21 protein-coding genes, 3 tRNA genes and 1 other RNA gene are annotated in these 25,031 nt (G+C 71.3%); 15 read left to right on the forward strand and 10 right to left on the reverse strand.

Annotated elements, in window-relative coordinates:
* Positions 1 to 135: 135 nt before the first annotated feature.
* Entirely contained in the window at positions 136 to 873 is a 738-nt protein-coding gene (gene gloB, locus O0S08_RS48235; RefSeq protein WP_269036323.1) for a hydroxyacylglutathione hydrolase, read from the forward strand.
* Positions 874 to 1,414: 541 nt separating this feature from the next.
* Here gloB and ffs read toward each other — a convergent pair.
* From ffs to O0S08_RS48250, 3 genes are all read right to left on the reverse strand, one after another.
* An RNA gene (gene ffs / locus O0S08_RS48240) (signal recognition particle sRNA small type) lies at positions 1,415 to 1,510 on the reverse strand.
* Between the two features lie 20 nt (positions 1,511 to 1,530).
* A tRNA-Ser gene (locus O0S08_RS48245) sits at positions 1,531 to 1,615 on the reverse strand.
* Between the two features lie 50 nt (positions 1,616 to 1,665).
* Positions 1,666 to 1,750, reverse strand: a tRNA-Ser gene (locus O0S08_RS48250).
* Between the two features lie 161 nt (positions 1,751 to 1,911).
* On the opposite strand from O0S08_RS48250, the gene O0S08_RS48255 reads away from it, so the two are divergent.
* From O0S08_RS48255 to O0S08_RS48265, 3 genes are read left to right on the forward strand one after another with little or no spacing between them, the layout of a single operon-like run.
* Positions 1,912 to 3,165: a thioredoxin domain-containing protein gene (locus O0S08_RS48255; RefSeq protein ID WP_269036324.1), complete on the forward strand. Its 1,254-nt coding sequence runs from the start codon at positions 1,912 to 1,914 to the stop codon at positions 3,163 to 3,165.
* A 23-nt stretch (positions 3,166 to 3,188) separates the two neighbouring features.
* Positions 3,189 to 3,953: a YyaL domain-containing protein gene (locus O0S08_RS48260; RefSeq protein ID WP_269036325.1), complete on the forward strand. Its 765-nt coding sequence runs from the start codon at positions 3,189 to 3,191 to the stop codon at positions 3,951 to 3,953.
* 18 nt (positions 3,954 to 3,971) lie between these two features.
* On the forward strand, positions 3,972 to 4,253 hold the full coding sequence (locus O0S08_RS48265; RefSeq protein ID WP_096329088.1) for a hypothetical protein: 282 nt from the start codon (positions 3,972 to 3,974) through the stop codon (positions 4,251 to 4,253).
* A gap of 396 nt (positions 4,254 to 4,649) precedes the next feature.
* Here O0S08_RS48265 and O0S08_RS48270 read toward each other — a convergent pair.
* Positions 4,650 to 4,739, reverse strand: a tRNA-Ser gene (locus tag O0S08_RS48270).
* Positions 4,740 to 4,785: 46 nt separating this feature from the next.
* Entirely contained in the window at positions 4,786 to 7,815 is a 3,030-nt protein-coding gene (locus tag O0S08_RS48275) for a tetratricopeptide repeat protein (RefSeq protein WP_269036326.1), read from the reverse strand.
* A gap of 437 nt (positions 7,816 to 8,252) precedes the next feature.
* On the opposite strand from O0S08_RS48275, the gene O0S08_RS48280 reads away from it, so the two are divergent.
* Complete coding sequence (locus O0S08_RS48280; protein WP_269036327.1) at positions 8,253 to 9,521, forward strand: HD domain-containing protein; 1,269 nt, start codon at positions 8,253 to 8,255, stop codon at positions 9,519 to 9,521.
* Positions 9,522 to 9,582: 61 nt separating this feature from the next.
* Positions 9,583 to 10,209, forward strand: coding sequence for a tRNA-uridine aminocarboxypropyltransferase (locus O0S08_RS48285; protein ID WP_269036328.1), 627 nt, complete (start codon positions 9,583 to 9,585; stop codon positions 10,207 to 10,209).
* A gap of 241 nt (positions 10,210 to 10,450) precedes the next feature.
* Here the strand turns inward: O0S08_RS48285 and O0S08_RS48290 are convergent, their stop codons facing one another.
* The 4 genes from O0S08_RS48290 to O0S08_RS48305 are packed head-to-tail and all read right to left on the reverse strand — an operon-like array spanning position 10,451 to position 14,082.
* Positions 10,451 to 12,115 (reverse strand): hypothetical protein, encoded by a 1,665-nt coding sequence (locus tag O0S08_RS48290; RefSeq protein ID WP_269036329.1) that lies wholly within the window; start codon positions 12,113 to 12,115, stop codon positions 10,451 to 10,453.
* A 59-nt stretch (positions 12,116 to 12,174) separates the two neighbouring features.
* Complete coding sequence (locus O0S08_RS48295) at positions 12,175 to 12,552, reverse strand: hypothetical protein (RefSeq protein WP_269036330.1); 378 nt, start codon at positions 12,550 to 12,552, stop codon at positions 12,175 to 12,177.
* Between the two features lie 14 nt (positions 12,553 to 12,566).
* Positions 12,567 to 13,337, reverse strand: coding sequence for an ATP-binding cassette domain-containing protein (locus O0S08_RS48300; protein ID WP_269036331.1), 771 nt, complete (start codon positions 13,335 to 13,337; stop codon positions 12,567 to 12,569).
* A gap of 10 nt (positions 13,338 to 13,347) precedes the next feature.
* Positions 13,348 to 14,082, reverse strand: a complete 735-nt coding sequence (locus tag O0S08_RS48305) for an ATP-binding cassette domain-containing protein (protein ID WP_269036332.1) — start codon at positions 14,080 to 14,082, stop codon at positions 13,348 to 13,350.
* A 153-nt stretch (positions 14,083 to 14,235) separates the two neighbouring features.
* Between O0S08_RS48305 and O0S08_RS48310 the strand changes: the two genes are divergently transcribed.
* The 9 genes from O0S08_RS48310 (at position 14,236) to O0S08_RS48350 (ending at position 23,662) form a co-directional block, all read left to right on the forward strand.
* On the forward strand, positions 14,236 to 15,060 hold the full coding sequence (locus O0S08_RS48310) for an energy transducer TonB (protein WP_269036333.1): 825 nt from the start codon (positions 14,236 to 14,238) through the stop codon (positions 15,058 to 15,060).
* Positions 15,061 to 15,095: 35 nt separating this feature from the next.
* Positions 15,096 to 15,779 (forward strand): MotA/TolQ/ExbB proton channel family protein, encoded by a 684-nt coding sequence (locus tag O0S08_RS48315; protein WP_269036334.1) that lies wholly within the window; start codon positions 15,096 to 15,098, stop codon positions 15,777 to 15,779.
* Complete coding sequence (locus O0S08_RS48320) at positions 15,754 to 16,203, forward strand: ExbD/TolR family protein (protein WP_269036335.1); 450 nt, start codon at positions 15,754 to 15,756, stop codon at positions 16,201 to 16,203. The genes O0S08_RS48315 and O0S08_RS48320 overlap by 26 nt, the downstream gene beginning before the upstream one ends.
* Positions 16,204 to 16,205: 2 nt before the next feature.
* A complete protein-coding gene (locus O0S08_RS48325; protein ID WP_269036336.1) occupies positions 16,206 to 16,637 on the forward strand; it encodes an ExbD/TolR family protein in 432 nt (143 codons plus the stop codon).
* Between the two features lie 116 nt (positions 16,638 to 16,753).
* Positions 16,754 to 19,936 carry a TonB-dependent receptor domain-containing protein gene (locus O0S08_RS48330; RefSeq protein ID WP_269036337.1) on the forward strand — a complete coding sequence of 1,061 codons (3,183 nt, stop codon included), beginning with the start codon at positions 16,754 to 16,756 and terminating at the stop codon, positions 19,934 to 19,936.
* Between the two features lie 119 nt (positions 19,937 to 20,055).
* Positions 20,056 to 21,408, forward strand: a complete 1,353-nt coding sequence (locus tag O0S08_RS48335; RefSeq protein ID WP_269036338.1) for a beta-helix domain-containing protein — start codon at positions 20,056 to 20,058, stop codon at positions 21,406 to 21,408.
* 12 nt (positions 21,409 to 21,420) lie between these two features.
* Positions 21,421 to 21,969: a hypothetical protein gene (locus O0S08_RS48340; protein ID WP_269036339.1), complete on the forward strand. Its 549-nt coding sequence runs from the start codon at positions 21,421 to 21,423 to the stop codon at positions 21,967 to 21,969.
* A gap of 60 nt (positions 21,970 to 22,029) precedes the next feature.
* Entirely contained in the window at positions 22,030 to 22,734 is a 705-nt protein-coding gene (locus tag O0S08_RS48345; protein ID WP_269036340.1) for a response regulator, read from the forward strand.
* A gap of 238 nt (positions 22,735 to 22,972) precedes the next feature.
* Positions 22,973 to 23,662 (forward strand): glutathione S-transferase family protein, encoded by a 690-nt coding sequence (locus O0S08_RS48350; protein ID WP_269036341.1) that lies wholly within the window; start codon positions 22,973 to 22,975, stop codon positions 23,660 to 23,662.
* Positions 23,663 to 23,827: 165 nt separating this feature from the next.
* Here the strand turns inward: O0S08_RS48350 and O0S08_RS48355 are convergent, their stop codons facing one another.
* A complete protein-coding gene (locus O0S08_RS48355) occupies positions 23,828 to 24,766 on the reverse strand; it encodes an alpha/beta hydrolase (protein ID WP_269036342.1) in 939 nt (312 codons plus the stop codon).
* Positions 24,767 to 25,031 lie beyond the last annotated feature (265 nt).

Raw genomic sequence — 25,031 nt, forward strand, 5'->3', positions numbered from 1 at the left:
CGGGCTCTCGAGAGTCCCGTCGAGCGTCGGGGGCTGCGGCCTCGGGTGTTCCCGGCCCCCACGCTCGGCTCGATAGAAATGTCCCAAAAGACAGGCTGGCTTGAGCTCGCGGGAGAGCTCCGCTAAGACGTCCGCGTGCTGACCATCGAGCCCGTTCCATGCCTGCGCGACAACTACGCGTACCTCTTGCGCGATGCCGCGGGGGACGTCTGGCTCGTCGATCCGTCGGAGCCGGGGCCGCCCGCGCAGGCGATCGCCGCGGCGGGCGGGCGGCTGCGGGGGATCCTCGCCACCCATCACCACCACGATCACGTCGGCGGCATCGACGAACTGGTGGGGGACCAGGACGTGTGGGTCGCCGGGCATGCCAGCGATCGGGGACGGATCCCCAAGCAGAGCGTGTTCGTCGACGCGAGCACCGACGCGTGGCAAGACACCGGCCTCGTGCTCGCCGGGCGTCGCTTGCTCGGGCTGCACATCCCGGGGCACACGCGCGGCGCGATCGCCTGGCGGCTGGTCGGCGCCGAGGGCGAGCCCGACGACGTCTTTACCGGGGACACCCTGTTCGCGGCCGGCTGTGGTCGCCTGTTCGAAGGGACACCTGCGCAGATGCACGCGAGCCTGCAGCAGCTCACCGCGCTGACGGCGTCGACGCGGCTGTGGTTCGGGCACGAGTACACCGCGGCCAACCTGCGCTTCGCGGCCGCGGTCGAGCCCGACAACTCTGCGATCGCCGAGCGAGCCGCGGCGTTGCCGAGCTGCACCACGCCGACCACGGTCGCGGACGAGCGGGCCACCAACCCGTTCGTCCGCGCGAGCACGGTCGAGGAGCTGGCGGCGCGACGGCGTGCGAAGGACGAGTTCCGCGGCTGAGACTGCCTGCACTCCTCGCGGGCTCGGCTCCTGCGAAAGGCAGAGACGTCGAGCAGCGAGCTCATCGCGGCGCATCGCTCCTCGAGCCGGCCCTTCACAGTGCGTCCGTTCGAGTGGGTTCGGAGGTCGAGCAGCGAGCTCATCGCGGTGCATCGCTCCTCGTGACGGCCGAGGCTCGAGCCGGCCAGCACAGTGCTGCCGCTCGAGCGGGTTCGGGAGGTCGAGCAGCGAGCTCATCGCGGTGCATCACTCCTCGTGACGGCCGGGGCTCGAGCCGGTCTTCGCGGTGCTTCCGCGCGAGCGGGTTCGGAGGTCGGGCAGCGAGCTCATCGGGGCGCTCGGCAGAAGGCCGAGCCGGCCAGCGGACTTCGCTGCCCGGGTCTCCGGATCGACACGGGCTGATCGCCAAGAAGGCTCGTCGCGGGCAGCGAGCTCGTCGTGGCGCTCGGCGCTTGGAACCGCGGAGGTTCGCAGGTGGGCGCTCGACCTGGAGCGCACGCACCGAGCAGGCCGCGGGCTCACGCGATCGCAGCGTGCAGAACCAATAAAAGCGCCCCGAACACCCGTTCTCTCGCTACCGTTGCTACCTTCCGGTCCTGGCGGGGTTTACGAGAGAGCCGTCGCTCGGGGCATAAGTGCCGGTTGTTGAGGCCGGTGCGGAGAGGGTGGGATTCGAACCCACGGTGGGTTGCCCCACACAAGATTTCCAATCTTGCACCTTAGACCACTCGGACACCTCTCCGGGTGTTCTGGTTTGCTGTGCTGTGGGGCGTGTTCTCGGGGATAAACTTGCGGAGAGGGTGGGATTCGAACCCACGGTGACTTTCGCCACACCAGATTTCGAGTCTGGCACCTTCGACCACTCGGACACCTCTCCAGGTGGCGGGGCGCGGACATTACCAGAAATTTTAAAAGGGTCCAGCCCTCGGAGCGTCTGGCGGGCGGCTGGAGAGGGCCGTGGGCGACGCGGGGCGTGAGGAACGGCGCACATTGGGGGGGCGGCGCCCGGGCGAGGAGCACGCACACTCCAGACCGGCCATGAACCGCCTCGCGCAATCCAAGAGCCCTTATCTCCGCCAGCACGCGGAAAACCCGGTCGACTGGTACCCGTGGGGCGACGAGGCCCTGGAGCGCGCCCGCCGCGAGGACCGGCCGATCTTGCTGTCGGTCGGCTACAGCGCCTGCCACTGGTGCCACGTCATGGCCCACGAGTCCTTCGAGGACGCCGAGACCGCCGCGCTGATGAACGCGCACTTCATCAACATCAAGGTCGACCGCGAGGAGCGGCCCGACATCGACGAGATCTACCAGAAGGTGGTGCTGCTGATGGGCCAGGGCGGGGGCTGGCCGCTGACCGTGTTCCTGACCCCGGACCACCGCCCGTTCTACGGCGGGACCTACTTCCCGCCGGTCCCCAGCTACGGCCGCCCGAGCTTCCGCCAGCTGCTGCTCGCGCTCGTCGACCTGTGGAAGACCCGCCGCGCCGACGTCGAGGGCCAGGCCGAACAGCTGCTCGAGGGCATCCGCGAGCTCTCCGCAGGCGGACAGGACGGCGAGGGCGCGCTGGTCGGGCCTGAGCCGCTGGCCGCGGCCGCCCACGAGCTGGTCGCCCGCATCGACCCCGAGTGGGGCGGGTTCGGCCGCCAGCCCAAGTTCCCCAACGCGACATGTCTCGAAGTTCTCATGCTTCAGAACAGGTTCGATGGGACAGGTTCGGACGAGCTGCTGCTGACGCTCGAGAAGATGTGGCGCGGCGGGATCTACGACCACCTCCGCGGCGGCTTCGCCCGCTACGCCGTCGACCGCGTGTGGCTGGTGCCGCACTTCGAGAAGATGCTCTACGACAACGCGCTCTTGCTCGGGCTGTACGCCGACGCCAGCCTGCGCTGGCCCGAGCGTGAGTTCCTGCGCCGGGTCGTGCGCGAGACGGTCACCTACCTCGAGGCCGACATGCGCGGGCCGGCCGGCACCTTCTACGCCGCCACCGACGCCGACAGCGAGGGGGTCGAGGGCAAGTACTTCTGCTGGACCCCGGCCCAGCTCGAGGAGGTGCTCGGCAGCCGCGACGACGCCGCCTTCTTCGCCGCGGTCTACGGCGTCGACCCGCGCGGCAACTTCGAGCACGGCATGTCGATCCTCCACCTCGCCCAGCCGCTCGCGCAGATCGCCGACGCGCTCGGTATGACCGCGGCCGCGCTCGAGGCCCGCCTCGCGCCGCTGCGGGCGAAGCTGCTCGCCGCCCGCTACCAGCGGGTCCCGCCGCTGCGCGACGACAAGATCCTCACCGCCTGAACGGCCTCCTCGTCTCCGGCCTCGTGCGCGCGGCGGCGGCGGCCGAACAGTGGGGCGAGCCGAAGCTGCGCGCGCGTTGCCTCGACCTGGCCACCGCGGCCGCGCGCCGGCTGCTCGACGCCCACGTCAACGCCCACGGCGAGGTCATGCGCGTCGACTTCGACGGCGTGGTGCACACGCGCGGCTACCTCGAGGACCTCTCGTTCCTGGCCCGCGCCTGCCTCGACCTCCACGAGGCCACGCTCGACCTCGCCTGGCAGGAGGCCGCGGCGAAGCTCGCTCGCTACGCGCTGGCGCACCACGCGGTGTCCGGGGGCATCGGCTTCTACGTCACCGCCGACGACGCCGAGCGGCTGATCGAGCGCACCGAGTCGCAGCACGACTCGGCGATCCCGAGCGGCCTCGGGCCGATGGTCGAGGTGCTGCTGCGCCTCGACCTCGCGGGCGTGGCCCCGGCGGGGGCGCGCGCGGCCGCGGAGGCGTGCCTGCAACGGCAGGGTGCGGCGATCCGCCAGCCCTTCGCGTTCGCCAGCCTGATCGCCGCCGCGCAGTTCGCGGCCTCCGAGGCGGTCCACGTCACCCTGCGCGGCGCCTCGCCCGAGGCCGTCGGCGAGCTCGCGCGCACCGTCGCCGCCGCGCGGCCGGGCATGCGCGCGCGCCTGGCCGTCAGCTTCGAGGCCGCCGAGGGCCCGCCGGCGGCGCTGGTCTGCCGGGCCCAGGTCTGCAGCGCCCCGATCCACGCCCCCGACGCGCTGCGGGCGGCGCTGCTCGGCGAGGCTTCGCGGTAGACTCGGGCTGCGCGACCTATGCCCTACGTCGAGTACGCCTGCGAAGGCCGCCTGCTGTTCCGCACCGAGACCACCGAGGACGTGCAGTTCGTCCCGCGGATCCACGAGGTCGTCGTCATCGACGACGTGCCGTACCAGGTCGTCGACGTCGAGTACTGGGCCCGCCGGCTCGGCTCGACCGATCGCCGCCTGGTCTGCCCCACCGTCTACGTGGTGCCGATCGCCGGCGTCGAGTGGGAGCAGCGGCTCGAGCGCCGGGTGCCGCGCAGCAAAGAGGGCAAGCCGCCCACGCGCTACTGACTTTCGGGGCAGGTCCCCGGGGACATGGTCGCTCGAGCATGCCCCTCGGAGCATGTTTTCGGGGACATGACCCGAGAGAGGGAGCGAAGAACGATTCGAGCCCTCGGTGCCCTTGCGGGCGAGGCGGATTCGAGGCCCTTGCCTCGGCCGCTCCTCGGTCCCCAGGGACATGGCCGTTCGAGCATGCCTCTTGGAGCATGCTCTCGGGTACATGTCCCGGGGGACGGAGAGCGAAGTTGGCGGAGGAGGAGGGATTCGAACCCTCGGTGCCCTTGCGGGCGAGGCGGATCGAGGCCCTTGCCTCGGCCGCTCCTCAATCCCCAGGGACATGGCCGTTCGAGCATGCCCCTTGGAGCATGCTCTCGGGTACATGTCCCGGGGGACGGAGAGCGAAGTTGGCGGAGGAGGAGGGATTCGAACCCTCGGTGCCCTTGCGGACACGGCGGATTTCAAGTCCGCTGCCTTAGACCGCTCGGCCACTCCTCCGGCGGGGCCGCGAGTATCGACAAGCCGGGCCCGCGCGTAAAGGGGCTCACGGCGGCCGGGTCAGGCGGGCCAGCGCGCGCTCCGCCTCGCGCCGGCTGGGCGCGCTCGCGGGCGCCAGGCGCAGGAATTCCTCGTACGCGGTGCGGCTGGTGGCGACGTCGCCATGGGCCTCGGCGGCGCGCGCAAGCCACAGGTGCGCGTCGGGCAGCCAGGCGGTCCCGGGTGCGGCGCCGCGGACCGCCCGGCCGAGGCTGATGGCGGCCTCGGCGTCGAGCTGCAGGTCGTGTTCGCAGCGACCGAGCCAGTAGTGCGCCTCGGTGAGGCCGGGCGCGAGCGCCACGGCGCGCTGGAGCTGGCGGCGGGCCTCCTCGAAGTTGCCGCGCTCGTACTGCGCCTGGCCGAGGGCCACGAACGCGGCCGGAAACGCCTCCGTCGCCCGCGTTACCGCGCTGAGCTCGGTCACGGCCTCCTGGGCGCGACCGAGCTGCAGCAGCGCGTGGCCGTACAGGTAGCCGGCCTCGTGGAGCGTCGGCGCGAGCAGGTGCGCGCGGCGATAGTTGGCGAGGGCGTCCTGGAGGCGACCGCTGCGCTCGGCGATCTTGCCGGCCGCGAGCTCGACGTCGGGGTTGGCCTGGCTGGGCCGGCTGAGCCGCAGCTCGGCCTGCGCCAGCGCCGGCTCGCCGCGCGCCAGCAGCACCTTCGCCTTCAGCAGGTGGCCCTCCCACGAGTCCGGCGAGCGCAGCAAGATCTGGTCGGTCAGCGACTCCGCCGCCTCGACCGCGTCCTGAGCCAGGCGCAGGCGCGCGATCGCCAGCACCACCTCGTCCGGCGCCCGCACGTCGCTCAGGTGCGGCTGCACCATCGCCTCGAGCGCCCGCAACTCACCTGACCGAATGTACAGGCGGCTCAGCGGCCCGATCAGCCCGGCGAACCCGCCCGTGCGCTCGTACACCGCCAGCAGGTCGACGCGCCCGGCGTCCGACCGCGGCGTGTCGAGCACCAGCCCCCCGCGCCGCATCTGGGCCGCGTTGTCGTCGGGGTCCTGCGCGAGCGCGCTGTCGAGCGTCGCCACCGCCGCCTCGCGTCGGTTGAGCTCGACCAGCACGTTGGCGCGCGCCAGCGCCAGCGCCCGCAGGTCCGCCCGCGCGCTCTCGGTCGGATCGCGGCTGCGCTTGGCGTACAGGCGGTCGAGCAGCGCCAGCGTGTCCTCGTCGCGCGGCCGCAGGCGCGCGTACTCGACGGCGGCCCGCACGTGCGGCGGCTCGGCATTGGCGGCGTCGTGGAAGTGCCCCGCCGCGTCGCCGAGCTCGCCCGTGAGCAGGGCCAGGCGACCGCGCAGGAACATCGACTCGATCAGCGTCGGTGTCTCCGCCGCCAGCTTCTCGATCGCCCGCAACGCCGCGCTCTCGTTGCTCGCCCGCAGCGCCAGCTCGGCCTGGAGGACCTGCGCCTCGAGGTCGTCCGGCGCGTCGCGCAGCCGCGCAGTCAGACCTTGCTGCGCGCGCGCCAGCTCGTCCGCCTCGATCAGCACCCGCAGCGACGCGTGCACCACCTCCGGATCGCGCGGCGCCAGCTTGATCGCCTCGTCGGCCCAGTACACGCTGCGCGACACCTCGACCGACGCCGCCGCGACCCGGGCGTGGCGCACCAGCACGCGCGCCTGATGCATGTCGCTCACCCCCGGCTCGCGCACCAGCGCCTCGAGCCGATCGCGCGCCTCCGCCAGCCGCCCGCGGGAGATCAGCGCGTCGACCAGCAACAGCTGCAGCGTCGGCCGCTGCGGCTGCCGGTCGGCCGCGTCGCGCAGCGGGTCGAGCGTCGCCCGCCGATCTTTCGCCAGCTCGGCCGCGAACGCCAGCCATCGGGCCGCCTGATCGCCTGGCCGTAAGGACATGGCCTCCGAGGCATAGTCCGCCGCGGCCGCGTGGTTGCCGGCGGCCAGCGCGAGCAGCCCGCGGTAGAGCGTCACGCCCGGCTCCGCGCCCACCGCCAGCAGCCCCTGGGCCGTCGCCGGTTCGCCGTCGGCGATCGCCGCGAGGCCGCGGATCCGCTCGGCACGGAAGTTCTCGCGCTGGACAGTCGCCGCCAGCCACGTCTTCGCCTGCGACTCGCGCACCGGATCGGGCCCGTAGCGCAGGTGGATCCGCAGCGCCGCCTCGGCGCGCCCGAGCGGGTCCTCGGTCTGCTCCGCGACGGCCATCGCCGCGAGGTAGCCGTCCATCGTGTCGTCGTCGAACAGCGCCGCCAGCCGTTCGTCGCGCTCGCGGATCGCCGCCGGATCGGACAGCACCTTGGCCGCGTACGAGCCGGCCACCAGCGAGGCCTCCTCCCCGCGGGCGTAGTGGAACCAGAAGCTGGCCACCAGCGCGGCGAACAGCCCGACCAGGCCCGCGTAGGCCAGCGCGCCCGGCTCCGGCGTCGTCGGCGTCAGCACCACGGTCGGGCGCCGCGACTGCAGCTGCGGCCGCGGCGGGGGCAGCGGCGCGTCGGGTTGCGTCGGCAGCTCGCGCGTCTCGGCCTTGATGTCCGCGAGGTCGACGTCGACGTCGTCGGACCGCGACACCGCGCGCGCGGTGACCATCGACATCTCGCTGAGGTGCGGCAGGTCGAGCTCGGCGCTGTTCTCGAGGTCGCGGCTGTCGAGCACCGCGGGCACTGCGATCCGCGTCGCGGTCGCGATCTTCGGCAGCGTGAACGGCCGCGTCGTCGACACCGGCGCCGGCAGGTCGTCCTCGCCGCTGCCGGCCTCGGGCGCCGGCTGCGACGGCGGCCGCGACGTCGGCGATCTCGGGGCGTCGGTGCGCTCGCTCGCCGGGCGGTCTCCGACCAGCGTCGGCGGCACGAAGAACCCCTCGAGCGTCGCGTTGGCCGGCGTCTTGCGGATGCTCCCGATCGGCGTGCCGGGCAGCGGCAGCGACGTCAGCCGCGGCAGGATCACCCGGCCTCTCTCTTCGGGCGGCGCCTGCGTCGGCGTCCCGCAATTGGGGCAGCGCTCGAACGTCATGCCCGCCTCGAACACGAACGCGCACTTGCGGCACGCGGGCGGGTTCGGCGGCGTGGCGGGCGTATCGGCCATGAACGAAGGGGCGCAGGATAACACGCCGCACGCGCTCGATCGCCGCGGGCCCGGAGCCGCGAGCGACGAGGTCGCCCGGCCCGTCGCTGCCCCGTGAGCCGCCGCCCGGGACGCGGAGGTCGACGCTCGCTCGGGCGCGGGCTCGATTCACGACACGAGCGGAGCCTTCGCGCGGAGCATCCGCCGCGGGCCGCCCCCGGCGTCGCGGAGGCGCCAGACAGCGCGTGAGACTTGCTTCACGACGCTCGCGCTCGCCTCCGCCTCGCAGCCTCGGCCGGGCCCGCTGGATCGCCGACCGCCGCGCCAGCAGCCCCGCGCGGCCGAATGAGCGCTCGCCGGCCGTCTGCCTCACCTCGCCCGCCCGCCCTGCGAGCCCGCGATCGACCGCCAAGATCGCCGGATCGCCAGCCGCCCGCGCCTGCAGTAGGCTCCGCGCGATGCTCCTGCGCGATCCCGTGCACGGCCTGATCTCCTTCAGCGGCGCCACCGCCCGCCTCGTCACGCGGCTGCTCGACTGCGCCGAGGTCCAGCGCCTGCGACGGATCCGCGCCCTCGGCCTCGCCGCGCTCGCCTTCCCCGGCGGCGAGCACTCACGCTTCGCCCACGCCGTCGGCGCCGCGCACGTCATGCAGCGCTACCTCGATCGCGTCCGCACCCTCGCGCAGGAGCTCCCGCCGCACGATCGCATCGACGATCACTGGGCCCACGTCGCCCTCGCGGCCGCGCTGCTGCACGACCTCGGTCACGGCCCGCTGAGTCACACCTTCGAGGCGGTGCTCCCGGGCGCGCCGCGGCACGAGGTGTGGACCTCGCGGATCTTGCTCGACCCCGACACGCAGGTTCACCGCGTGCTCGCCGAGCTCGACCCGACCGCGCCGGCGCTGGTCGAGCGGCTGATCCACGGCCAGGGCCCGATCGGCCACCTCGCGCGCGCGGTCTCCGGCACCTTCGACGTCGATCGCTGCGACTACCTGATGCGCGACAGCTACATGACCGGCGTGCGCTACGGCCTGCTCGACGTCGACTGGTTGCTCGCCTCGCTGCGGCTCTACGTCCCCGAGGGTTCGACCTCCGCGCGGCTGGCCGTCGACGGCGAGAAGGGCCTCACCGCGGTCGAGGGCTTCTTCCTCGCCCGCCTCTACATGTACCGCCAGGTCTACCTGCACAAGGCCGCGCGCGCCGCCGAGATGATGATCCGCGCGCTGTTCCGCCGCCTGTGCGAGCTCGGCCCCGAGCCTGGCACGCCGCCTGTCCTCGAGGACCTGTTGCGCGGCCGCGACGTCGACGTCCACCGCTACCTGCGCCTCGACGACCACGCGCTCGCCGAGGCGCTCGCCGCCTACACTCGCAGCGCCGACCCCGTCCTGCGCGAGCTCGCCGACGGCCTCGTCGGCCGGCGCCTGTTCAAGACCTTGCGGCTGGGCCCGCAGGTCGACTCCGCCGCCGCCGAGGTCAGGCTCGCCGAGGTGCTCGCCGGCGAGGGCGTCGCGCCCGCCTACCTCGGCGCCATCGACCGGGTCGAGATCGACGCGTATACCGACGACGAGGCGCTCATGGTCCTGCGCAGCGGCGGCCGCGTCCAGCGCCTCCTCGACGCCTCCCCGCTGCTCCGCGGCCTCGCCCGCGAGCGCTTCGTCCACCACCGCGCCGTCTTCCCGCCCGCCTTGCGCGCTCGCGTCTCGGCTGCCCTCTCGGACATGACCTGAAGGGCCTGCTCGAACGGCCCTGTCCGATTCACCCTGTCCCATTCGCCCTGTCCTTCAGAACATGTCCTCGCGCAAGAGCTCACGCCCGCGCTGCCCCGTCTGCGGCCTCCACCTCGAGCGGTGCCTGTGCGCCGAGCTGCCGGTCCTCGATTTGCCGACCCGCTTCGTCCTCGTCCAGCACAACCGCGAGCGCCACAAGCCGACCAGCACCGGCCGGGCGGCCGCGGCCGCGCTGCGCGCCCCGATCGTCTTCTACGGCGCGCAGAACGAGGCCATGGAGACCGGCCCGCTCACCGAGCCCGACCTCGACTACGTGGTCCTGTTCCCCGCCGAGGACGCGCAGGTCGCCGGCCCCGAGCTGCTGCAGACAGCCCCCGGTCGCCGGCGCTGCGTCGTCATCCTCGACGGCACCTGGCACCAGTGCTCGCGCATGGCCCGGCGCGCCGCCCACGTCGCCGACTTTTCAAAGGTGTCCCTTCCGCCAGGTGGTCCCTCGCGCTGGGGCATCCGCCACGCCCCCCGCCCCGAGGCCGTCTGCACCTTCGAGGCCGCCACCCGCCTCGTCGAGGTCCTCCACGGCCCCGACGTCGCCCGGCCGATGGAGCGCTTCTTCCTCGAGCTGACCGCCCGCATGCACGCCCAGCGCGGCTCCCTCCCGCCCGGCCAGGACGAAGACGACGAGGATTGATCGCCCGCCGTCGTCGTGCAGGCGTCGCGTGTCCTCGCGGTCGAAGGCACGCAGGCCGACCTCGCAACCCGCGATGAGTTCGAAGGTGCCCGCGTCGAGGTCTGGTGGAGCAGGCCCGATCTGGCGGCCCGTGATGAGGTCGCGAACCGGAATCGCCGCCTGAGCAGGTCGACCTCGCGGCCGCCATGATGTGGCGAGCCGGCGGCCACCGCCTGGTCGAGCGAGTCCGACCTCGGCCGTCTCACTTCGCGGCGCTCGACTGCACCGCCGCCAGCGCCGCCCAGTCCGGCGTCCCGGAGCGCAGCCGAGGCACCGGCATCGGCCGCCCATCGGCGCCGCGGACCCAGTCGACCGCCTCGTGCTCGCGCGTCGCCTTGCGCAGCCCGCTGCGCGCGTGCGGCGGCAAGCGAGCGACGTACACCCCCGAGCGTTCGCCGTCGCGGACCGAGTAGCTGAAGAGCCCGTCTTCTTCGCCCCACCACACGTCGAGCGAGGTGGCGAACACGTGGTGGTCGACGAGTCGCTCCGCGAGCGTCTCGGGGTCGGTCACGATGAGATCGGCGCTCCACTCGTCGTCGATGCCGACCGGGCCGAGGAGGCGCTCGTCGGGCAGCCGGCGCGTGTAGCCCGTGACGCGCTTGGCGATCTGCTGCGGCATGCCATCGTAGGGCACCCGCCACATCGGCCCCTCGTCGCTCCAGGTGCCGTCGATACAGCACTGCTTGGCCTCGAACAGCACCAGGCCGTCCTCCTCGAACCACCGGATCCGCCCCGGGCGCTCGAACAGCCGCCGCGACGTACCCGCGCGCAGGTCGAACAGGTCGTAGTAGCTGCTGAAGAGGAGGCTCCCGACCCAGCGCTCGTCGTCGATCTTCGCGTTGAGGGACAGGTCCGGCCGCACGTCGACGGAGTCGAGCCCGGGCAGGAAAAAGATCCGGCTCTTCGGCTCACCGTCGACGTAGCCGAGGCCGAGCTGGACGATCCCGTTGGTGGCCATCATGAGCGGGAACGCGCTGTACTGCAGCGACGTCTGGGCCAAGAGCGCGTCGGTCCCGGTCGACAGGTCGCGCAGGATGATGTCGCCCTCGGGGTACTCGGGATCGTCGCGCGTGAGGGTCGAGTCTTGCCAGAGCAGCCAGCGCCCGTCGTGGGACGCCTCCAGCGAGCGCACCTCGTCCAGCAGCGGCGTCACCGAGCGGTCGGCGAGATCGGCGCGGAACAGCGTCCCCGCGCCGTCGAGCGCCAGCACGAAGTCGGGGAAGGTGCGGATCGAGTCGGCGACGATGCCCGTGCCGCTCTCGCCCGAAGGGGTGATACGCACGTCGTCGAGCAGCACCTCGGGCTCCGACGTCTGGGTGAGCGGGTCGTCGGGGTAAGGGCTGAGCACCAGCGCACCGACGTCGTCGTCGTGCGGGACGACGGTCAGCAGCCCGTGGTCCGTCCAGCGCAGCGCGCAGCCGAGGGCCTCCGGGTCGCCGGCGAACACCACGTGCGGCTCGCGCTCTCCGAGCGGATCGAGGCTCACGATCTCCGCGGTCGCCTCGTCGCAGCCCAGCACCACTCCTGGCCAGCGCTCGAGGGTGAAGATGTTGTCGACGCCGCTGGCGACCAGCGCCGGCGACTCGCCGCACAGGCCCGTCGACCACACCTCCGGCTCGCTCCACCGCGGTAAGTCCCCCGCTTCTTCGCCCGGTGCGATCCGATGGGTGACGAACAACAGCCGCTCACCGACCCGCTCGGTCCAGCCGAAGAGGAGCTGACGGTCGGGCTCCAGCGGGAGGATCCGGAACGGCCCATCCTGGCCGCACACCTCTTCGAGCTCCTCCTGCGCGATCGGCTCGGGCCCGCAGGCCGAGCAAGTCATCACCGCGCCGATGCAACCAATCGCCGCTCCACTGCGCTTCATCCTCTCACTATAGAACGCCCCGCCGGGCAGTGCACATCCGACTTTCTCGCAGCCCGGGATCAGCGATAGATGCGCGTCTCTTCCTCGTGCAGCGTCAGGTACGTGAACACCGTCCAGTCGGCCGCCACCAGCCCCGTGACCACGCGGCAGGCCACCACCGTCCCGGTCAGCGCGCGGGTCGGCCGGACCGACGGGGACATCTCGAGCACGCGCGGCGAGCTCGGCCCGAGGTGATCGCGAGCTTCGCGCTTGAACAACCACTCCGGCGCGTACTCGATTCCCGTGTCGAGGTCGCGGATCAGCGGCATGTCGAGCTGCTCGCTGTACTCCACGCTGAAGAAGCCCGTGTCGCGCTCGAAGAACTGCAGCTCCACGCGGTGGCCGACGGCGATCGGCGCCGCGTGGTGAAAGACGTAGACGACCGGCTCGGTCCCCATCCCGCGATCCTCTATCAGAGCCGCGGCGCCGCGTCGACGAGCGCGCGGGTGGCCTCGGCCTGCGGGGCGGCAAGCACCGTCGCCACCGGCCCGGCCTCGACCGGGCGGCCGTCCGCGAGCACCAGCACCTGCTCCACCGTGCCTGGCAGAAAGGACAGATCGTGGCTGATCATCAGCAGCCCGATCGCCTCGGCCCGCAGCGAGCGCAGCAGGTCGACGATCGTCCAGGCGACCGGCCGGTCGAGCGCGCTCGTGATCTCGTCGACGATCAGCAGCGACGGCGCCGCGGCCAGCGCCCGCGCGATCGCGGCCCGCTGCCGCTGCCCGCCGCTCAGCGCCCCGGGCACACGGTCCAGCAGCTCGGGCGCCAGGGCCACGCGCTCCATCAGCGCGCGCAGCCGCGGGTCGTCGCGGGTGAACCGGTCGCGCCCGGCCAGCAGCCGCGACTCCTCAAGGCTGCGACGAACCGAGAGATTCGGGTCGAGCGCAGTCACCGGGTCTTGCCACACCAGCTGCACCTGCGACCGCAGCCCCGCCCACGCCGCGCGCGACGCCCCGACCAGCTCGCGCCCCGACAGCGTCAGCGACCCCGCGAGCTCCGGCTCGAGCCCGACCAGCGCGCGCGCCAGAGTCGACTTGCCCGAGCCCGAGCGGCCGATCACCGCCAGCCCCGAGCCCGGCCCGAGCTCGAGGTCGACCCCGCGCACCCGCCTCCCGACCGTCAACCCGCGCCCGATGAGGATGTCCCTCGAGACATGCTCCAAAGGACCTGTTGAACGAGACATGTTCATTCGTTCAACTCCTGCGGGCCGCCGCCACCATCGCCGCGGTGGTCGGCTCGGGGGGAGCGGCCAGCAACTCGGCCAGCGAGCCGTGGGCGACCATCCGCCCGCGGTCCAGCACGAGCGCTCGCGCGCAGCAGCCGGCCACGCGGGCCAGGTCGTGCGACACCAGCACCAGCGCGACCTGTTCAGCTGCGCAGCGGCGGACCAGCAGCTCGACGAGCTCGACCTGACTCACGCAGTCGAGCGAGGCCATCGGCTCGTCGGCCAGCAGCACCGCGGGGCGACAGGCGAGGGCGAGGGCGAGGGCGACGCGCTGGGCCTGGCCGCCGCTCAGCTCGTGCGCGAAGCGACCGACAAACTCCTGTGACAGGCCGACCTCGGCGAGTCGTTCACGCGGACGGCTGTCCGTGTCGTGGAGCACACAGACCTCGCGCAACTGTTCGCCGACGGTGCGCATCGGGTCGAGGCTCGCGGCGGCGGCCTGAGGCACGAGCGCGAGGCCACGGCCGCGGAGCCTCGCGAGCGCGGGACGGTCGGCGAGCGGCACCCTGCGATCGTCCCAGAACAACGTCCCGGTGACCCTCGCCTGCGCCGGAGCGAGTCCCAGGAGACAGCGGAGCAGCACGCTCTTGCCGGCCCCCGACGGGCCGAGGACGGCCAGCGACTCACCGCCGCAGATCGAGAAGGACACCGCCTCGAGCAGCGTTCGTCCGTCGATCGTGCAGCCGAGGTCGTCGACCCGCATCACGCCGAGCGTAACGCGCAGGCGGCCGCCTGTCGGATGTGACAGCCAAGAAACTTGTGAGAATACAAGTCACGCCCCTGGGCGATGTCACAGAGATGGAACATTCGCGACATCGGGCTGCAAAGCCTGTTCGTCATAAACCGTCGCGTCCCGATGTTCAACGGCTTCGACCCCGCGACCCGCGATCAGGTGTTCGTACGCCGGAACAAGCGGGCGATCGTCCTGGCCCTGTTCGGCCATATGTTGGTGATCGGCACCTGGGCCTGGCGCGACCGCCTGCGCGAGCCCGAGGTCGCCGTCGTCCTCGAGCCCGAGATCAAGGATTTCGCCGTCGACGAGCAGCCCGAGCCGGAGGTGGAAGAAGAGCCACCCCCGCCTCCGCCGCCCGACGTGCCGAAGCCCCAGCCGCAGGCCAAGCCGAAGCCCAAGCCGAAGCTCGAGCCGCCGAAGGTCATCCCCGAGGGTCCGCCGCCCGAGCAGGCCGCGCCCAGCAGCGACAAGAACTTCGGGGCAGGTGAGCCCGGACAGGGCAACGGCCAGCCGAAGAAGGCCGACAAGCCGCCGCCGCCGAAGAAGCCCGACCCGCCGCCGAAGAAGCCCGACCCACCGAAGAAGGTCGAGGAGCCGATCGACCCGACCAAGCCGGTCGACCGGCCGGAGCGGGCGAGCGTGCCGACGCCGGACCCGGGCAACAAGATGCCCGACTACCCGGGCGAGCTGCGCGACGCCGGCATCGAGGGCGAGGTCGTGCTCAAGCTGCACGTCCACCGCGACGGCACGGTCAAGGGCGCCAAGATCTTGCGGGCCACCAACACGGCCTCCGGCGACGAAGAGAAGACCAACGCCGAGAAGCTGTTCAAGGCCGCCGTCATCGGCGTCGTCAAGGGATGGAAGTACACCCCGTCCAAGCTCGACGGCGAGCCGATCTCGGTCTGGATCATCGTCAACTTCCCCTTCAAGCTCACCGGCGGCGGATGACGCGCGCGAGCAGCAACACTGAGAGGACTTGAGTCATGGAGCTGTCACTGTTCGAGATCTGGGAAAGCATGAGCCTCCTCTCCCGCCTGGTGGCGATCTCGCTGCTGGGCATGGGTGTGGCCAGCTTCGCGGTCATCATCGAGCGCACCTGGGTCTTGCGCCGCACCGACCGTGAGTCGATGGAGTTCGCCAGCAAGTCGCGCTCGCAGTTCGCCGACGGCGACATCGCCGGGGTGATCGAGCTGGCCCGCCGCTTCACCCGCAACCCGCTCGCCCGCCTCACCGCGATCGGCGTGCAGACCTTCCAGGCCAACGAGCGCAAGGACGGCGGCCCGGCCGCGGCCGCCGAGCTGACCCGCCGCGAGCTCGCCCGCAAGCTCGAGCTCTACAGCGCCGAGGGTCGCCGCGGCATGGGCATGCTCGCCTCGATCGGCTCGACCGCGCCGTTCATCGGCCTGTTCGGCACCGTCATCGGCATCATCGTCGCCTTCCAGGGCATCGCCTCCGCCGGCGGTGGTGGCATCGCCGCCGTCTCGGCCGGTATCGCCGAGGCGCTGATCGTCACCGCGGTCGGCCTCATCGTCGCCATCACCTCGGTGCTGTTCTTCAACTACCTGTCGGGCCGCTTCGACCGCCTCGACATGCAGATGCAGCACGCCGCCGGCGAGCTCATCGACTACTTGGAGGGCGCCCATGGGCATGGCGGTCGAGACCGGTAAACCCGGTAAAGGGCCGAAGCCCAGCATCAACGTCACCCCGCTGGTCGACGTCGTCCTCGTGCTGCTGATCATCTTCATGCTCATCATCCCGAACATGCAGGATGACAAGCCGATCGAGCTGATAAGCGTCATGTTCCCGGACAAGGACGCCGACAGCAAGGACGAGCCGCTCGTCGTCACGATCGATCGCAACGAGGTCTACACGCTCGAGGAGCAGGACATGGCCCGCGAGCAGGCGATCGCCCTGCTGAAGGACGTGTACGCCAAGAGCCCCAAGCGCAAGGTGCTCCTGCGCGGCGACGCCAAGGTCCCCTACAAGGCCGTCCGCACCTTCTTCAAGGACGTGCAGGACATCGGCTTCGGCGGCGTCTCGCTGGCCGTCGGCTCCCAGCGCAAGTGGGACGGCGGCGGGGAGGTCGACTAGCCATGGGCGCCAGCCTCAACACCGGCTTCAAGAAGGCCAAGGTCCAGCCCGAGATGAACGTGACCCCGCTGGTCGACGTCGTCCTCGTGCTGCTCATCATCTTCATGGTCCTCGCGCCCGTGATGGCCAAGAGCTTCTGGGTCCGCCTGCCGCCGAAGGACGACAAGGAAGAGCAGCTGGACCAGGCCAACGACCCCGACAAGCCGCTCGTGCTCAGCGTCGCCGCCGACGGCAAGACCGCGATCAACAAGATCGAGGTCGACCGCGCCGAGCTGACCGAGAAGCTGACGCGCATGTTCAACGCGCGGCCCGACAACTCCCTGTACCTCGACGCCGCCGACGACAGCGAGTACGGCATGGTGCTCGGCGCCGTCGACCTCGCCCGCGGCGCCCAGGCTTTCCCGATCGTCATCCTCACCACGAAGCCCGAGTGAAGCCGCCGTGACTTCTTGGTGACACGAGAGCCGCCCCCCTTGGGCGGCTCTTTCGTTTCCAGTACAACCCCCGCGCGGCTGTCCGAGCCGCATCAACAATCGAGATCTGGATCGCCATGTTCTTGCGAACCTGCAAGAGCCCGGCCCTGCTGACGTTACTGGCAGCGGTCGGTGCTGGAGTCTGTGCGCGTACTGTCCGTGCCGAGGGTCCCCGTGATTACGAGGGCCCGACCGGCTTCGACAAGGATGGCACGGTGATCGAGCAACCGGCCCCGGGCCAGCAGCCGCCCGCGGACGCCGAGCAACCGGCGGAGCAACCCGCCGAGCAGCCCGTCGAGCAGCCGGCGGAGCAGCCCGCCGAGCAGCCGGCGGAGCAGCCCGCCAAGGCGCCGCCCGCCGAGGAAGAGGAGGGCGGCTGCGCCGAGGACGACGGCTTCTGCGTCGAGGACCTGACGAACGACGCCGAGGCGCTCAAGAAGGAGATGGCGCCGAAGAAGCAGGTCAAGGTCGCGGGCGACGCCGGCACGATCAAGGGCCGCGTCCTCGACGCGACCAGCGGCTCGCCGCTCATCGGCGTCGGCGTCGCCGTGGTCGGCACCGACTACAAGACCAAGACCGACATCAACGGCGAGTACGAGCTGCCCGTCCCGCCAGGTACCTACCAGGTGCGGATCTCCTACGACGCCTACGAGGGCATGACGATCTCCGGCGTCGCCGTCGCCAAGGACCAGTCGCAGTCGATCAACCGCGAGCTCAAGCCGATCGCCGGCATGACCCAGACGGTCGTGGTCAAGGCCGAGATCAACAAGGAGAGCGCGGCCGGCAAGCTGGTCGAGCGCAAGAAGGCCGCCAGCGCGCGCGACGTCATGAGCCGCGACGACATCCGCAAGTCGGGCGGCGGCTCGGCCTCGGCGGTGGCGCGGCGCATCGTCGGCACCACCGTCGTCGGCGACCGCTTCATCTTCGTCCGCGGCCTCGGCCACCGCTACGGCAACACCCTCCTCGACGGCGCGCGCCTGCCGAGCCCCGACCCCAACCTGCGCACCGTCCCGCTCGACATCATCCCCTCGGGCGCGCTGTCGGCGATCAACGTGCAGAAGACGGCCACGCCCGACGTCCCGGCCGACTTCGCCGGCGCCTCGGTCCAGCTCGAGACGCGCGAGACCCCGGACAAGCTGTACTTCTCGGTCGACGCGCGCGTCGGCGCCAACACTGCGACGACCTTCCGCGAGGCCAACACCGGCAACCACTTCGCCGGCGACAACGCGACCTTCGGCAACCTCGGGCGCGACCTGCCGAGCAACTTCGACACGGCGCGGCCGATCCGTCCGACCGAGCTCGAGGGCGGCAAGCCGGTCTACTCGCCGGAGCAGCTCGAGCGCTTCGGCGAGGGCCTGCCGTCGACGCACACCACGATCGGCAGCAAGACGGCGATGCCGAACTTCGGCGCCGGCCTGCAGCTCGGCAACACCTTCAAGCCGTGGGGCACGCGGCTCGGCTTCCTCACCGCGCTGCAGTACTCGAACGTCCACCAGACGCTGCGCGAGACCCACCGGATCTACAGCGTCACCGGCGACCAGAACAGCGGCTACACCCTCGACACCGACCAGCCGACGGTCCGCTGGGAGGGCGTCAAGACCACGCAGAACGTCCAGGGCTCGGCGCTCGCGCTCATCAAGTGGAACTTCAACAAGGACCACCGGCTCGAGCTCACCGCCGTCTACACCCGCGACGCCGACAACGAGTCGCGCGCGCTCACCGGCAACGCGCGTAACACCAGCGCGACCGAGAACACCACCAGCCTCAACACCCGCCTGCGCTACATCATGCGCTCGGTGGTGTTCACCCGCCTGGGCGGCCGCCACACCTTCGCCGGCGCCAAGGGCCTGACGCTCGACTGGTTCGGCAGCTACGCCCAGGCGCGCCAGGACGACCCGCTGCTGCGCGAGATGTTCTTCAACAACATCGGCGGCGACTACCAGGTCGCGCCGAACGAGGCCGGCAAGTTCCAGTTCTTCAAGCTGGTCGACAACACCGGCACCGGCGCGCTCAACCTGACGATGCCGTTCAAGCAGTGGCGCGGCCTCGACGCCCGCGTCAAGGCCGGCGGGTGGGTCGAGGCGCGGCAGCGGCAGTTCGACGCCCGCACCATCGACCTCGAGCCGCGCGGCTGGACCGGCGCGCTGCCCTCGGGCTCCGGCAACCTCTTCACCAAGGACACCATCGGCGGCGGCGTGCCGATGAACCAGGGCGGCACCGAGCCGTTCGTGATCAACGAGATCACCCGCCCCGGCGGCCAGGACGGCTACAAGGGCTCGCAGCAGATCTACGCCGGCTACGCCATGCTCGACCTGCCGTTCACGCGGTGGTTCCGGCTCGTCGGCGGCGCCCGCTTCGAGGCCAGCAACATCGACGTCTCGCCGTACAGCCCGTACAGCCCCAACGCCGACCCGGCCTACCGCGCCACCCTGCGCGACCGCCAGGTGCTGCCGTCGGGCAGCCTGATCTTCTCGCCGCGCAGCGACATGAACATCCGCCTCGCCGGCGCCGAGACGGTCGCCCGCCCGGAGATGCGCGAGCTGTCGAAGTTCCTGTTCGTCGACTTCGCCGGCGGCTTCGGCGTGCAGGGCAACCCCGACCTCAAGAGCACCAAGATCTGGAACGCCGACCTGCGCTGGGAGTGGTTCCCGAGCGCCAACGAGGTCATCGCCGCCAGCGTCTTCTACAAGTACTTCGACAGCCCGATCGAGCGGGTCATCGCCACCTTCCCGCGCGTGCAGACCTACCGCAACGCGACCCTGGCGCAGAACGTCGGTGTCGAGCTCGAGCTGCGCAAGAACCTGAGCTTCATCCACCGCGACGCCCGCGACTTCTCGATCGGGGCCAACTTCGCCTACGTCCACTCGCGCGTCGAGATCCCCGCGCCCGTGCCCGGCGACCCGCTCAACGCCCTCACCTCGACCAACCGTCCGCTCGAGGGCCAGTCGCCGTTCGTGGTCAACGCCTACTTCGCCTACGACAACGACAAGTCGGGCACCAACCTGCGCCTGCTCTACAACACCTTCGGCCGCCGGATCGTGTTCGTCGGCGCCAACCGCCTGCCCGACGTCTACGAGAAGCCGATTCACACCCTCGACTTCGCCATGTCGCAGCGGGTCTACAAGGGCCTGAACATCAGCTTCATGGCGCTGAACATGCTCAACTGGCGCCAGACCTACGTGCAGGGTCCGCTCGACAGCGTGTTCTATCAGACCCGCAAGGGCGTCTCCTTCATCCTCGGCCTCAGCTACAGCATGTGACGGTGAAAGGGCGCGATAATGTCGCGTTGGCGTCACCGACCCGTGGGAGCGGCGTCACGGGCTTCTTTTAAGGATACCGCCGCGACCTCTCCGACCTCTCCGACGAAGGCTCTCCCGTGATGACGACCAAGAAGACTCTCCCGATGTTCGCGGCCGCCTTGGCGCTGCCGCTGGTGTTCGCCCAGGGCTGTGGCGACGATGGCATGCAGACCTCCGACACCGCCGACACCGCCGACAGCGACACGGCCTCCGGCGAGGAGGAGTGCGACAGCGAGATCGAGGGCACGATCGAGTCCGACACGACGTGGACCTGCAGCCACACGCTGAAGGACATCGTCACCGTCAAGAACAACGCCAAGCTCACGGTCATGCCGGGCGTCACGATCAAGGGCCTCAACGGCTCGGCGCTGGTCGTCGCCAAGGGCTCGCAGCTGATCGCCGAGGGCACCAAGGAGCAGCCGATCGTCTTCACGTCGGCGCTGGCCGAGGGCAGCCGGGCGCGCGGCGACTGGGGCGGCATCGTCCTCCTCGGCGACGCCAAGAACAACCTGCAGACCGGCTCCGGCATCGCCGAGGGCCTCGACGCCGGCAACCCCGACTACGCGTACGGCGGCGGCGACGACGCCTACTCGTGCGGCTCGCTCAAGTGGGTCCGCGTCGAGTACGTCGGCTTCGAGCTGACCAAGGACAACGAGCTCAACGGCGTCACCTTCTACTCGTGCGGCTCCGGCACCACCGTGGACTACCTGCAGGTCCACATGGGCAAGGACGACGGCATCGAGATGTTCGGCGGCACCTGGAGCGGCAAGCACATCGTCGTCACCGGCGCCCAGGACGACTCGGTCGACTGCGACCAGGGCTACACCGGCTCGCTGCAGCACGTCGCGCTCATCCAGGACCCGGCCGCCGGCAACTACGCGTTCGAGCTGTCGAACCAGGCCGACAACCTCGACGCCGAGCCGCGCACCGCGCCGAAGTTCGTCAACGTCACCGCCATCGGCACCGCCGCGGGCGGCGACATCGAGACCCAGAGCGCCGGCGTCCGCCTCAAGGAGGGCGTCTCGGCCGAGTTCTACAACGCGATCTTCTACGGCTTCCACGGGCCCGCGGTCGAGCTCACCGAGGGCGCGACCGAGGCCGTCGCCGCGGCCGGCGGGATCAAGTTCATGAACGACCTGTTCTTCGGCAACTCGGCGGTCGACGACGGCGCGACCCCGTACGTCGTCGGCGAGGGCTCGACCTTCGACCTCAAGGGCCTCATCGAGGACCCCGCCAACAAGAACCTCATCGACGCCGATCCGCAGCTCGGCAGCCTCGACTTCACCGCGCCGAACTTCGCCCCGGCCGACGGCTCGCCGGTCCGCGGCGCCGGTGCGGCCCCCGCCGGCTTCGACGCCGCCGACTACATCGGCGCCGTGGCCAACGCCGCCGGCGACTGGACCCTCGGCTGGACCTCCTACGCCGCCAACTAGTCAGGACCCGCCGTGCTCCGCGCCGCCGCCACGCTCGCGCTCTGCCTGTCCTTCGGGGCATGTGACGCGCCGTCGGCCGGCGACGCGAAGCCGGCCGCGCCCGCCGAGCCGCACGTCGGCGACGAGCCGCTGGCCGGTGGCCTGCCGAGCCTCGAGGCGCTCGGCGAGGCGGTCGTCGCCGGCCTCAACGACGGCGACGCCGCCGCCCTCACCGCCCTGGCGATCGACCAGGCCGAGTACACCGGCCGCCTGTTCCCCGCGGTCGCCAACCACCCGGCCGCCGAGGCGATGGGCCGTGAGCTCTTGTGGGACATGCACGTCCGTCAGAGCGCCGACGACCTCCAGCGCGCGCTCACGCATCACGGCCGCTCCGACCTCGAGTTCATCCGCTTCGAACCACGCCGGACCGTCCGCCGGGCCGGCGTGGTGTTCCACGAGCGCCCGCACCTCGTCGTCCGCGGCGCGGACGGCACCGAGCGCGAGCTGCAGATCCTCGCCTCGCTCGTCGAGCACGAATCCACGCAGACCTTCAAGCTCCTCGGCTTCCGCGATCACGACTGAGTCACCACGTTGTCGCGAGCCTGTGGGGCCGGCCCGTAGCGCACCTGTTAGGAACAAATCATGCCCGCCACGATCCTCATCGTCGACGATGAGCGCGACCTGCTCGACTCGCTGCGCTTCAGCCTCGAGCGCGAGGGCTTCTGCGCCCTCACCGCCCAGAACGGCACCTCCGCGCTGTCGCTCATGGGCCAGAGCCCGCCGCCGGACCTCGTCCTGCTCGACTGGATGCTGCCCGACATGGCCGGCACCGAGGTCTGCCGCAACATCCGGATGACCGAAAGGACACGCGGCACGCCGGTCATCATGATCACCGCGCGCAGCGAGGAGATCGATCGGGTGGTCGGCTTCGAGCTCGGGGCCGACGACTACGTGACCAAGCCGTTCAGCGTGCGCGAGCTGTTGCTGCGCGTGAAGGCGATCCTCCGCCGCCGCACGGCCGACGACCACACGACCGAGGAGCAGCACTACGAGCTGCTGCGCGTCGACCACGACGGCCACCAGGTGTGGGTCCAGAACAGCCGCGTGACCCTGACGGCGCTCGAGTTCCGCCTGCTGGCGACGCTGCTGGCCCGCCGCGGCCGCGTGCAGACCCGCGACACCCTGCTCAACGACGTGTGGGGCGTGCAGGTCGACGTCACCACCCGCACCGTCGACACCCACGTGCAGCGCCTGCGCAAGAAGCTCGGCGCCGCCGGCCAGTACATCGAGACGCTCCGCGGCGTCGGCTACCGCTTCCTGCTGCCCGAGCGCGAGGCGGCCCACTGACTGCAGGTCGCTGCGTCGTGAGTGCACGGAGTCCGCAGCACTCGCCGGACCTCGACGATCTTCCGCCGCACTCGATCGACGACGGCTCGGTACGCCGCCCCCGCCGACCGCAGTGGTCCGCAACCACTTGATCTCCGCGCCAGCGAGCGCATCCACGGCCGCGAAGGCCTCGTCAGCGGGCGCATTCACGGATGCTCGCTTGCGATCCTCGGCGGCGCGGGGCTACCGTCGCGCCGCCATGAAGCTCCTCAATTCCGCCCTCTCGCCCTTCGCTGCCCGCGTGCGGCTCGCCATTCACGCCAAGTCGCTGCCGGTCGAGATCGCCCCGGCCGCCATGTGGTTGCCCGACGGCCAGAAGTCGCCGGACTACCTGGCGATCAACCCGATCGGCAAGGTCCCGGCCCTGATCCTCGACGACGGCGACGTGCTGCCCGAGTCCGACACGATCGTCGAGTACCTCGCCGACACCTTCCCGCAGGCCGGCCTGCGACCGTCGCGCCCGCAGGACATCGCCCGCGGCCGGCTGCTCGCGCGGATCTTCGAGCACTACGTGATGGCCCCGGGCTGGGGCGGCCTGTTCGGCCAGCTGTTTGCGCCGTCGCGCGACGACGCCGCTCTCGACGCCGCGCTCGCCAAGATCCACGAGGGCATGCGGCACCTGGCGCACTTCATGATCGACGCCCCGTTCGCCGTCAGCGACTCGATCACCACCGCCGACTGCGCGCTGGTCCCCTTCCTCACCTTCCAGAACCGGCTCGCCCGCTACTACGGCCGCGGCGACCTGCTGGCGGAGCACCCGCGGGTCGCCGCCTACTACGCCCGCGCCCAGCGCGACCCCGCCGTACAGAAGCTGCTCGCCGAGATGCGTGACGGCCTCGTCGGCAGCCGCCTCTCACGCCTGCTCACGCCCGACGAGCAGCCCGCCTGAGCGCGGCCGATACCTGGTCTTCGGGACATGTCCTTCGATGGAGCCGGAGGCCGCGGCCGGGGCCTCCAGGTCGTCGGCGCCGAACGTGTCGACGTGCGGCTCCCGGCTGCCGGCAGACGCGCCCACGAGGTCGAGCGTGGCTCGACCGTGTGAACCCGCCGTGAATCAGCGCGGTCGCAGCCCGCGGCGCAGGGCGTCGCGCAGCTCGCGTTCGAACCGCTGCGCCACCTCGGCGTGCGCGACCATGTCGAACCCGTGGAAGGCGCCCGGGTACACGTGCAGCTCGGTCGGCACGCCCGCCCGCAGCAGCCGCTGCGCGTACGCGACGTCCTCGGCGAGGAACAGGTCGAGCGCGCCGACGGCGATGTAGGTCGGCGGCGAGCCCGAGAGGTCGCTCGCGCGGGCCGCCGCCGCGTAGGGCGAGACGTCCTCGGCGCCCGGCTGGCCGCCGAGCAGGGCCGTCCAGGCGAAGCGGTTGTTCTCCGGCGTCCAGAAGAACTCGCCGACGTGCGGGTCCGGCTCGGCGACTGCGGTGCGGTCGTCGAGCATCGGATACACGAGCAGCTGGAACACCACCGGCACCTCGCCGCGGTCGCGCGCCAGGAGCCCGAGAGCGGCCGCCAGCCCGCCGCCGGCGCTCTCGCCCCCGATGGCGATCCGCCCGCGATCGACGCCCAGCTCCTCGGCCTGCTCGAACAACCACTTCAGCGCCGCGTAGCAGTCCTCGACCGGCCCGGGGAAGGGCGTCTCGGGCGCGAGGCGGTAGTCGACGGAGACCACGACGCAGCCGAGCGCCGACGCCAGCGCCTGATTGCGCGCGGCGGCGAGGTGCGGCGAACCCATCACGTAGCCGCCGCCGTGCATGTGCACGTACGCGGGCGCGAGGCCTTGCCGCCGCCGCGGCTCGTAGACGACCACGCGCACCTCGGGCGCCCCCTCGGGCCCGGGGATCGTCCGGTCGGAGGCGAGGACGTCCGAGGACGCCGGACTCGGAGGAGGCATGAGCGCGCGGATCTGCGTGAGCGCCTGCGGGCTCAGCTCGAACGTGGGCAACGCGCTGACCAGGGGCAGCAGCTGCGGATCGACGAGATGACGTGAGGACATGAACGGGCTCCGTGGGGAGGCGATCAGTCTGAAGCAAGCAAACCGCCGCTTCCACCCGCGCCGAGGTGCGCCCTCGCGCAGCTTCGCAGTGTGATGTCCAAAAAGACATGTCCTAAAAAACATCCCATTGTCGTCGACTCGACAGATGACGCCGCTCACGCTCGCCGAGCCGGGCAGCCCCGTCATCTGCCGACCCGGCGCGCGGGCGCGCAGCGAAGGTCGCGAGAAAATTGTTCGGGCGCCGGGAAGATAGCGACCGCGCGGC

The sequence above is a fragment of the Nannocystis punicea genome, assembly GCF_026965555.1.
In the GTDB taxonomy this organism is placed as follows: Bacteria; Myxococcota_A; Polyangia; order Nannocystales; family Nannocystaceae; genus Nannocystis; species Nannocystis punicea.

Bases quoted from the DNA above. Each gene is read 5' to 3' on its own strand.
- O0S08_RS48325 (WP_269036336.1), top strand. From the start codon at position 16,206: ATGGGCGCCAGCCTCAACACCGGCTTCAAGAAGGCCAAGGTCCAGCCC.
- O0S08_RS48300 (WP_269036331.1), bottom strand. From the start codon at position 13,337: ATGTCTCGTTCAACAGGTCCTTTGGAGCATGTCTCGAGGGACATCCTC.
- O0S08_RS48335 (WP_269036338.1), top strand. From the start codon at position 20,056: ATGACGACCAAGAAGACTCTCCCGATGTTCGCGGCCGCCTTGGCGCTG.
- O0S08_RS48330 (WP_269036337.1), top strand. From the start codon at position 16,754: ATGTTCTTGCGAACCTGCAAGAGCCCGGCCCTGCTGACGTTACTGGCA.
- O0S08_RS48280 (WP_269036327.1), top strand. From the start codon at position 8,253: ATGCTCCTGCGCGATCCCGTGCACGGCCTGATCTCCTTCAGCGGCGCC.
- O0S08_RS48255 (WP_269036324.1), top strand. From the start codon at position 1,912: ATGAACCGCCTCGCGCAATCCAAGAGCCCTTATCTCCGCCAGCACGCG.
- O0S08_RS48305 (WP_269036332.1), bottom strand. From the start codon at position 14,082: ATGCGGGTCGACGACCTCGGCTGCACGATCGACGGACGAACGCTGCTC.
- O0S08_RS48295 (WP_269036330.1), bottom strand. From the start codon at position 12,552: ATGGGGACCGAGCCGGTCGTCTACGTCTTTCACCACGCGGCGCCGATC.
- O0S08_RS48310 (WP_269036333.1), top strand. From the start codon at position 14,236: ATGTTCAACGGCTTCGACCCCGCGACCCGCGATCAGGTGTTCGTACGC.
- O0S08_RS48320 (WP_269036335.1), top strand. From the start codon at position 15,754: ATGGGCATGGCGGTCGAGACCGGTAAACCCGGTAAAGGGCCGAAGCCC.
- O0S08_RS48350 (WP_269036341.1), top strand. From the start codon at position 22,973: ATGAAGCTCCTCAATTCCGCCCTCTCGCCCTTCGCTGCCCGCGTGCGG.
- O0S08_RS48355 (WP_269036342.1), bottom strand. From the start codon at position 24,766: ATGTCCTCACGTCATCTCGTCGATCCGCAGCTGCTGCCCCTGGTCAGC.
- O0S08_RS48265 (WP_096329088.1), top strand. From the start codon at position 3,972: ATGCCCTACGTCGAGTACGCCTGCGAAGGCCGCCTGCTGTTCCGCACC.
- O0S08_RS48345 (WP_269036340.1), top strand. From the start codon at position 22,030: ATGCCCGCCACGATCCTCATCGTCGACGATGAGCGCGACCTGCTCGAC.
- O0S08_RS48275 (WP_269036326.1), bottom strand. From the start codon at position 7,815: ATGGCCGATACGCCCGCCACGCCGCCGAACCCGCCCGCGTGCCGCAAG.
- O0S08_RS48290 (WP_269036329.1), bottom strand. From the start codon at position 12,115: ATGAAGCGCAGTGGAGCGGCGATTGGTTGCATCGGCGCGGTGATGACT.
- O0S08_RS48315 (WP_269036334.1), top strand. From the start codon at position 15,096: ATGGAGCTGTCACTGTTCGAGATCTGGGAAAGCATGAGCCTCCTCTCC.
- O0S08_RS48285 (WP_269036328.1), top strand. From the start codon at position 9,583: ATGTCCTCGCGCAAGAGCTCACGCCCGCGCTGCCCCGTCTGCGGCCTC.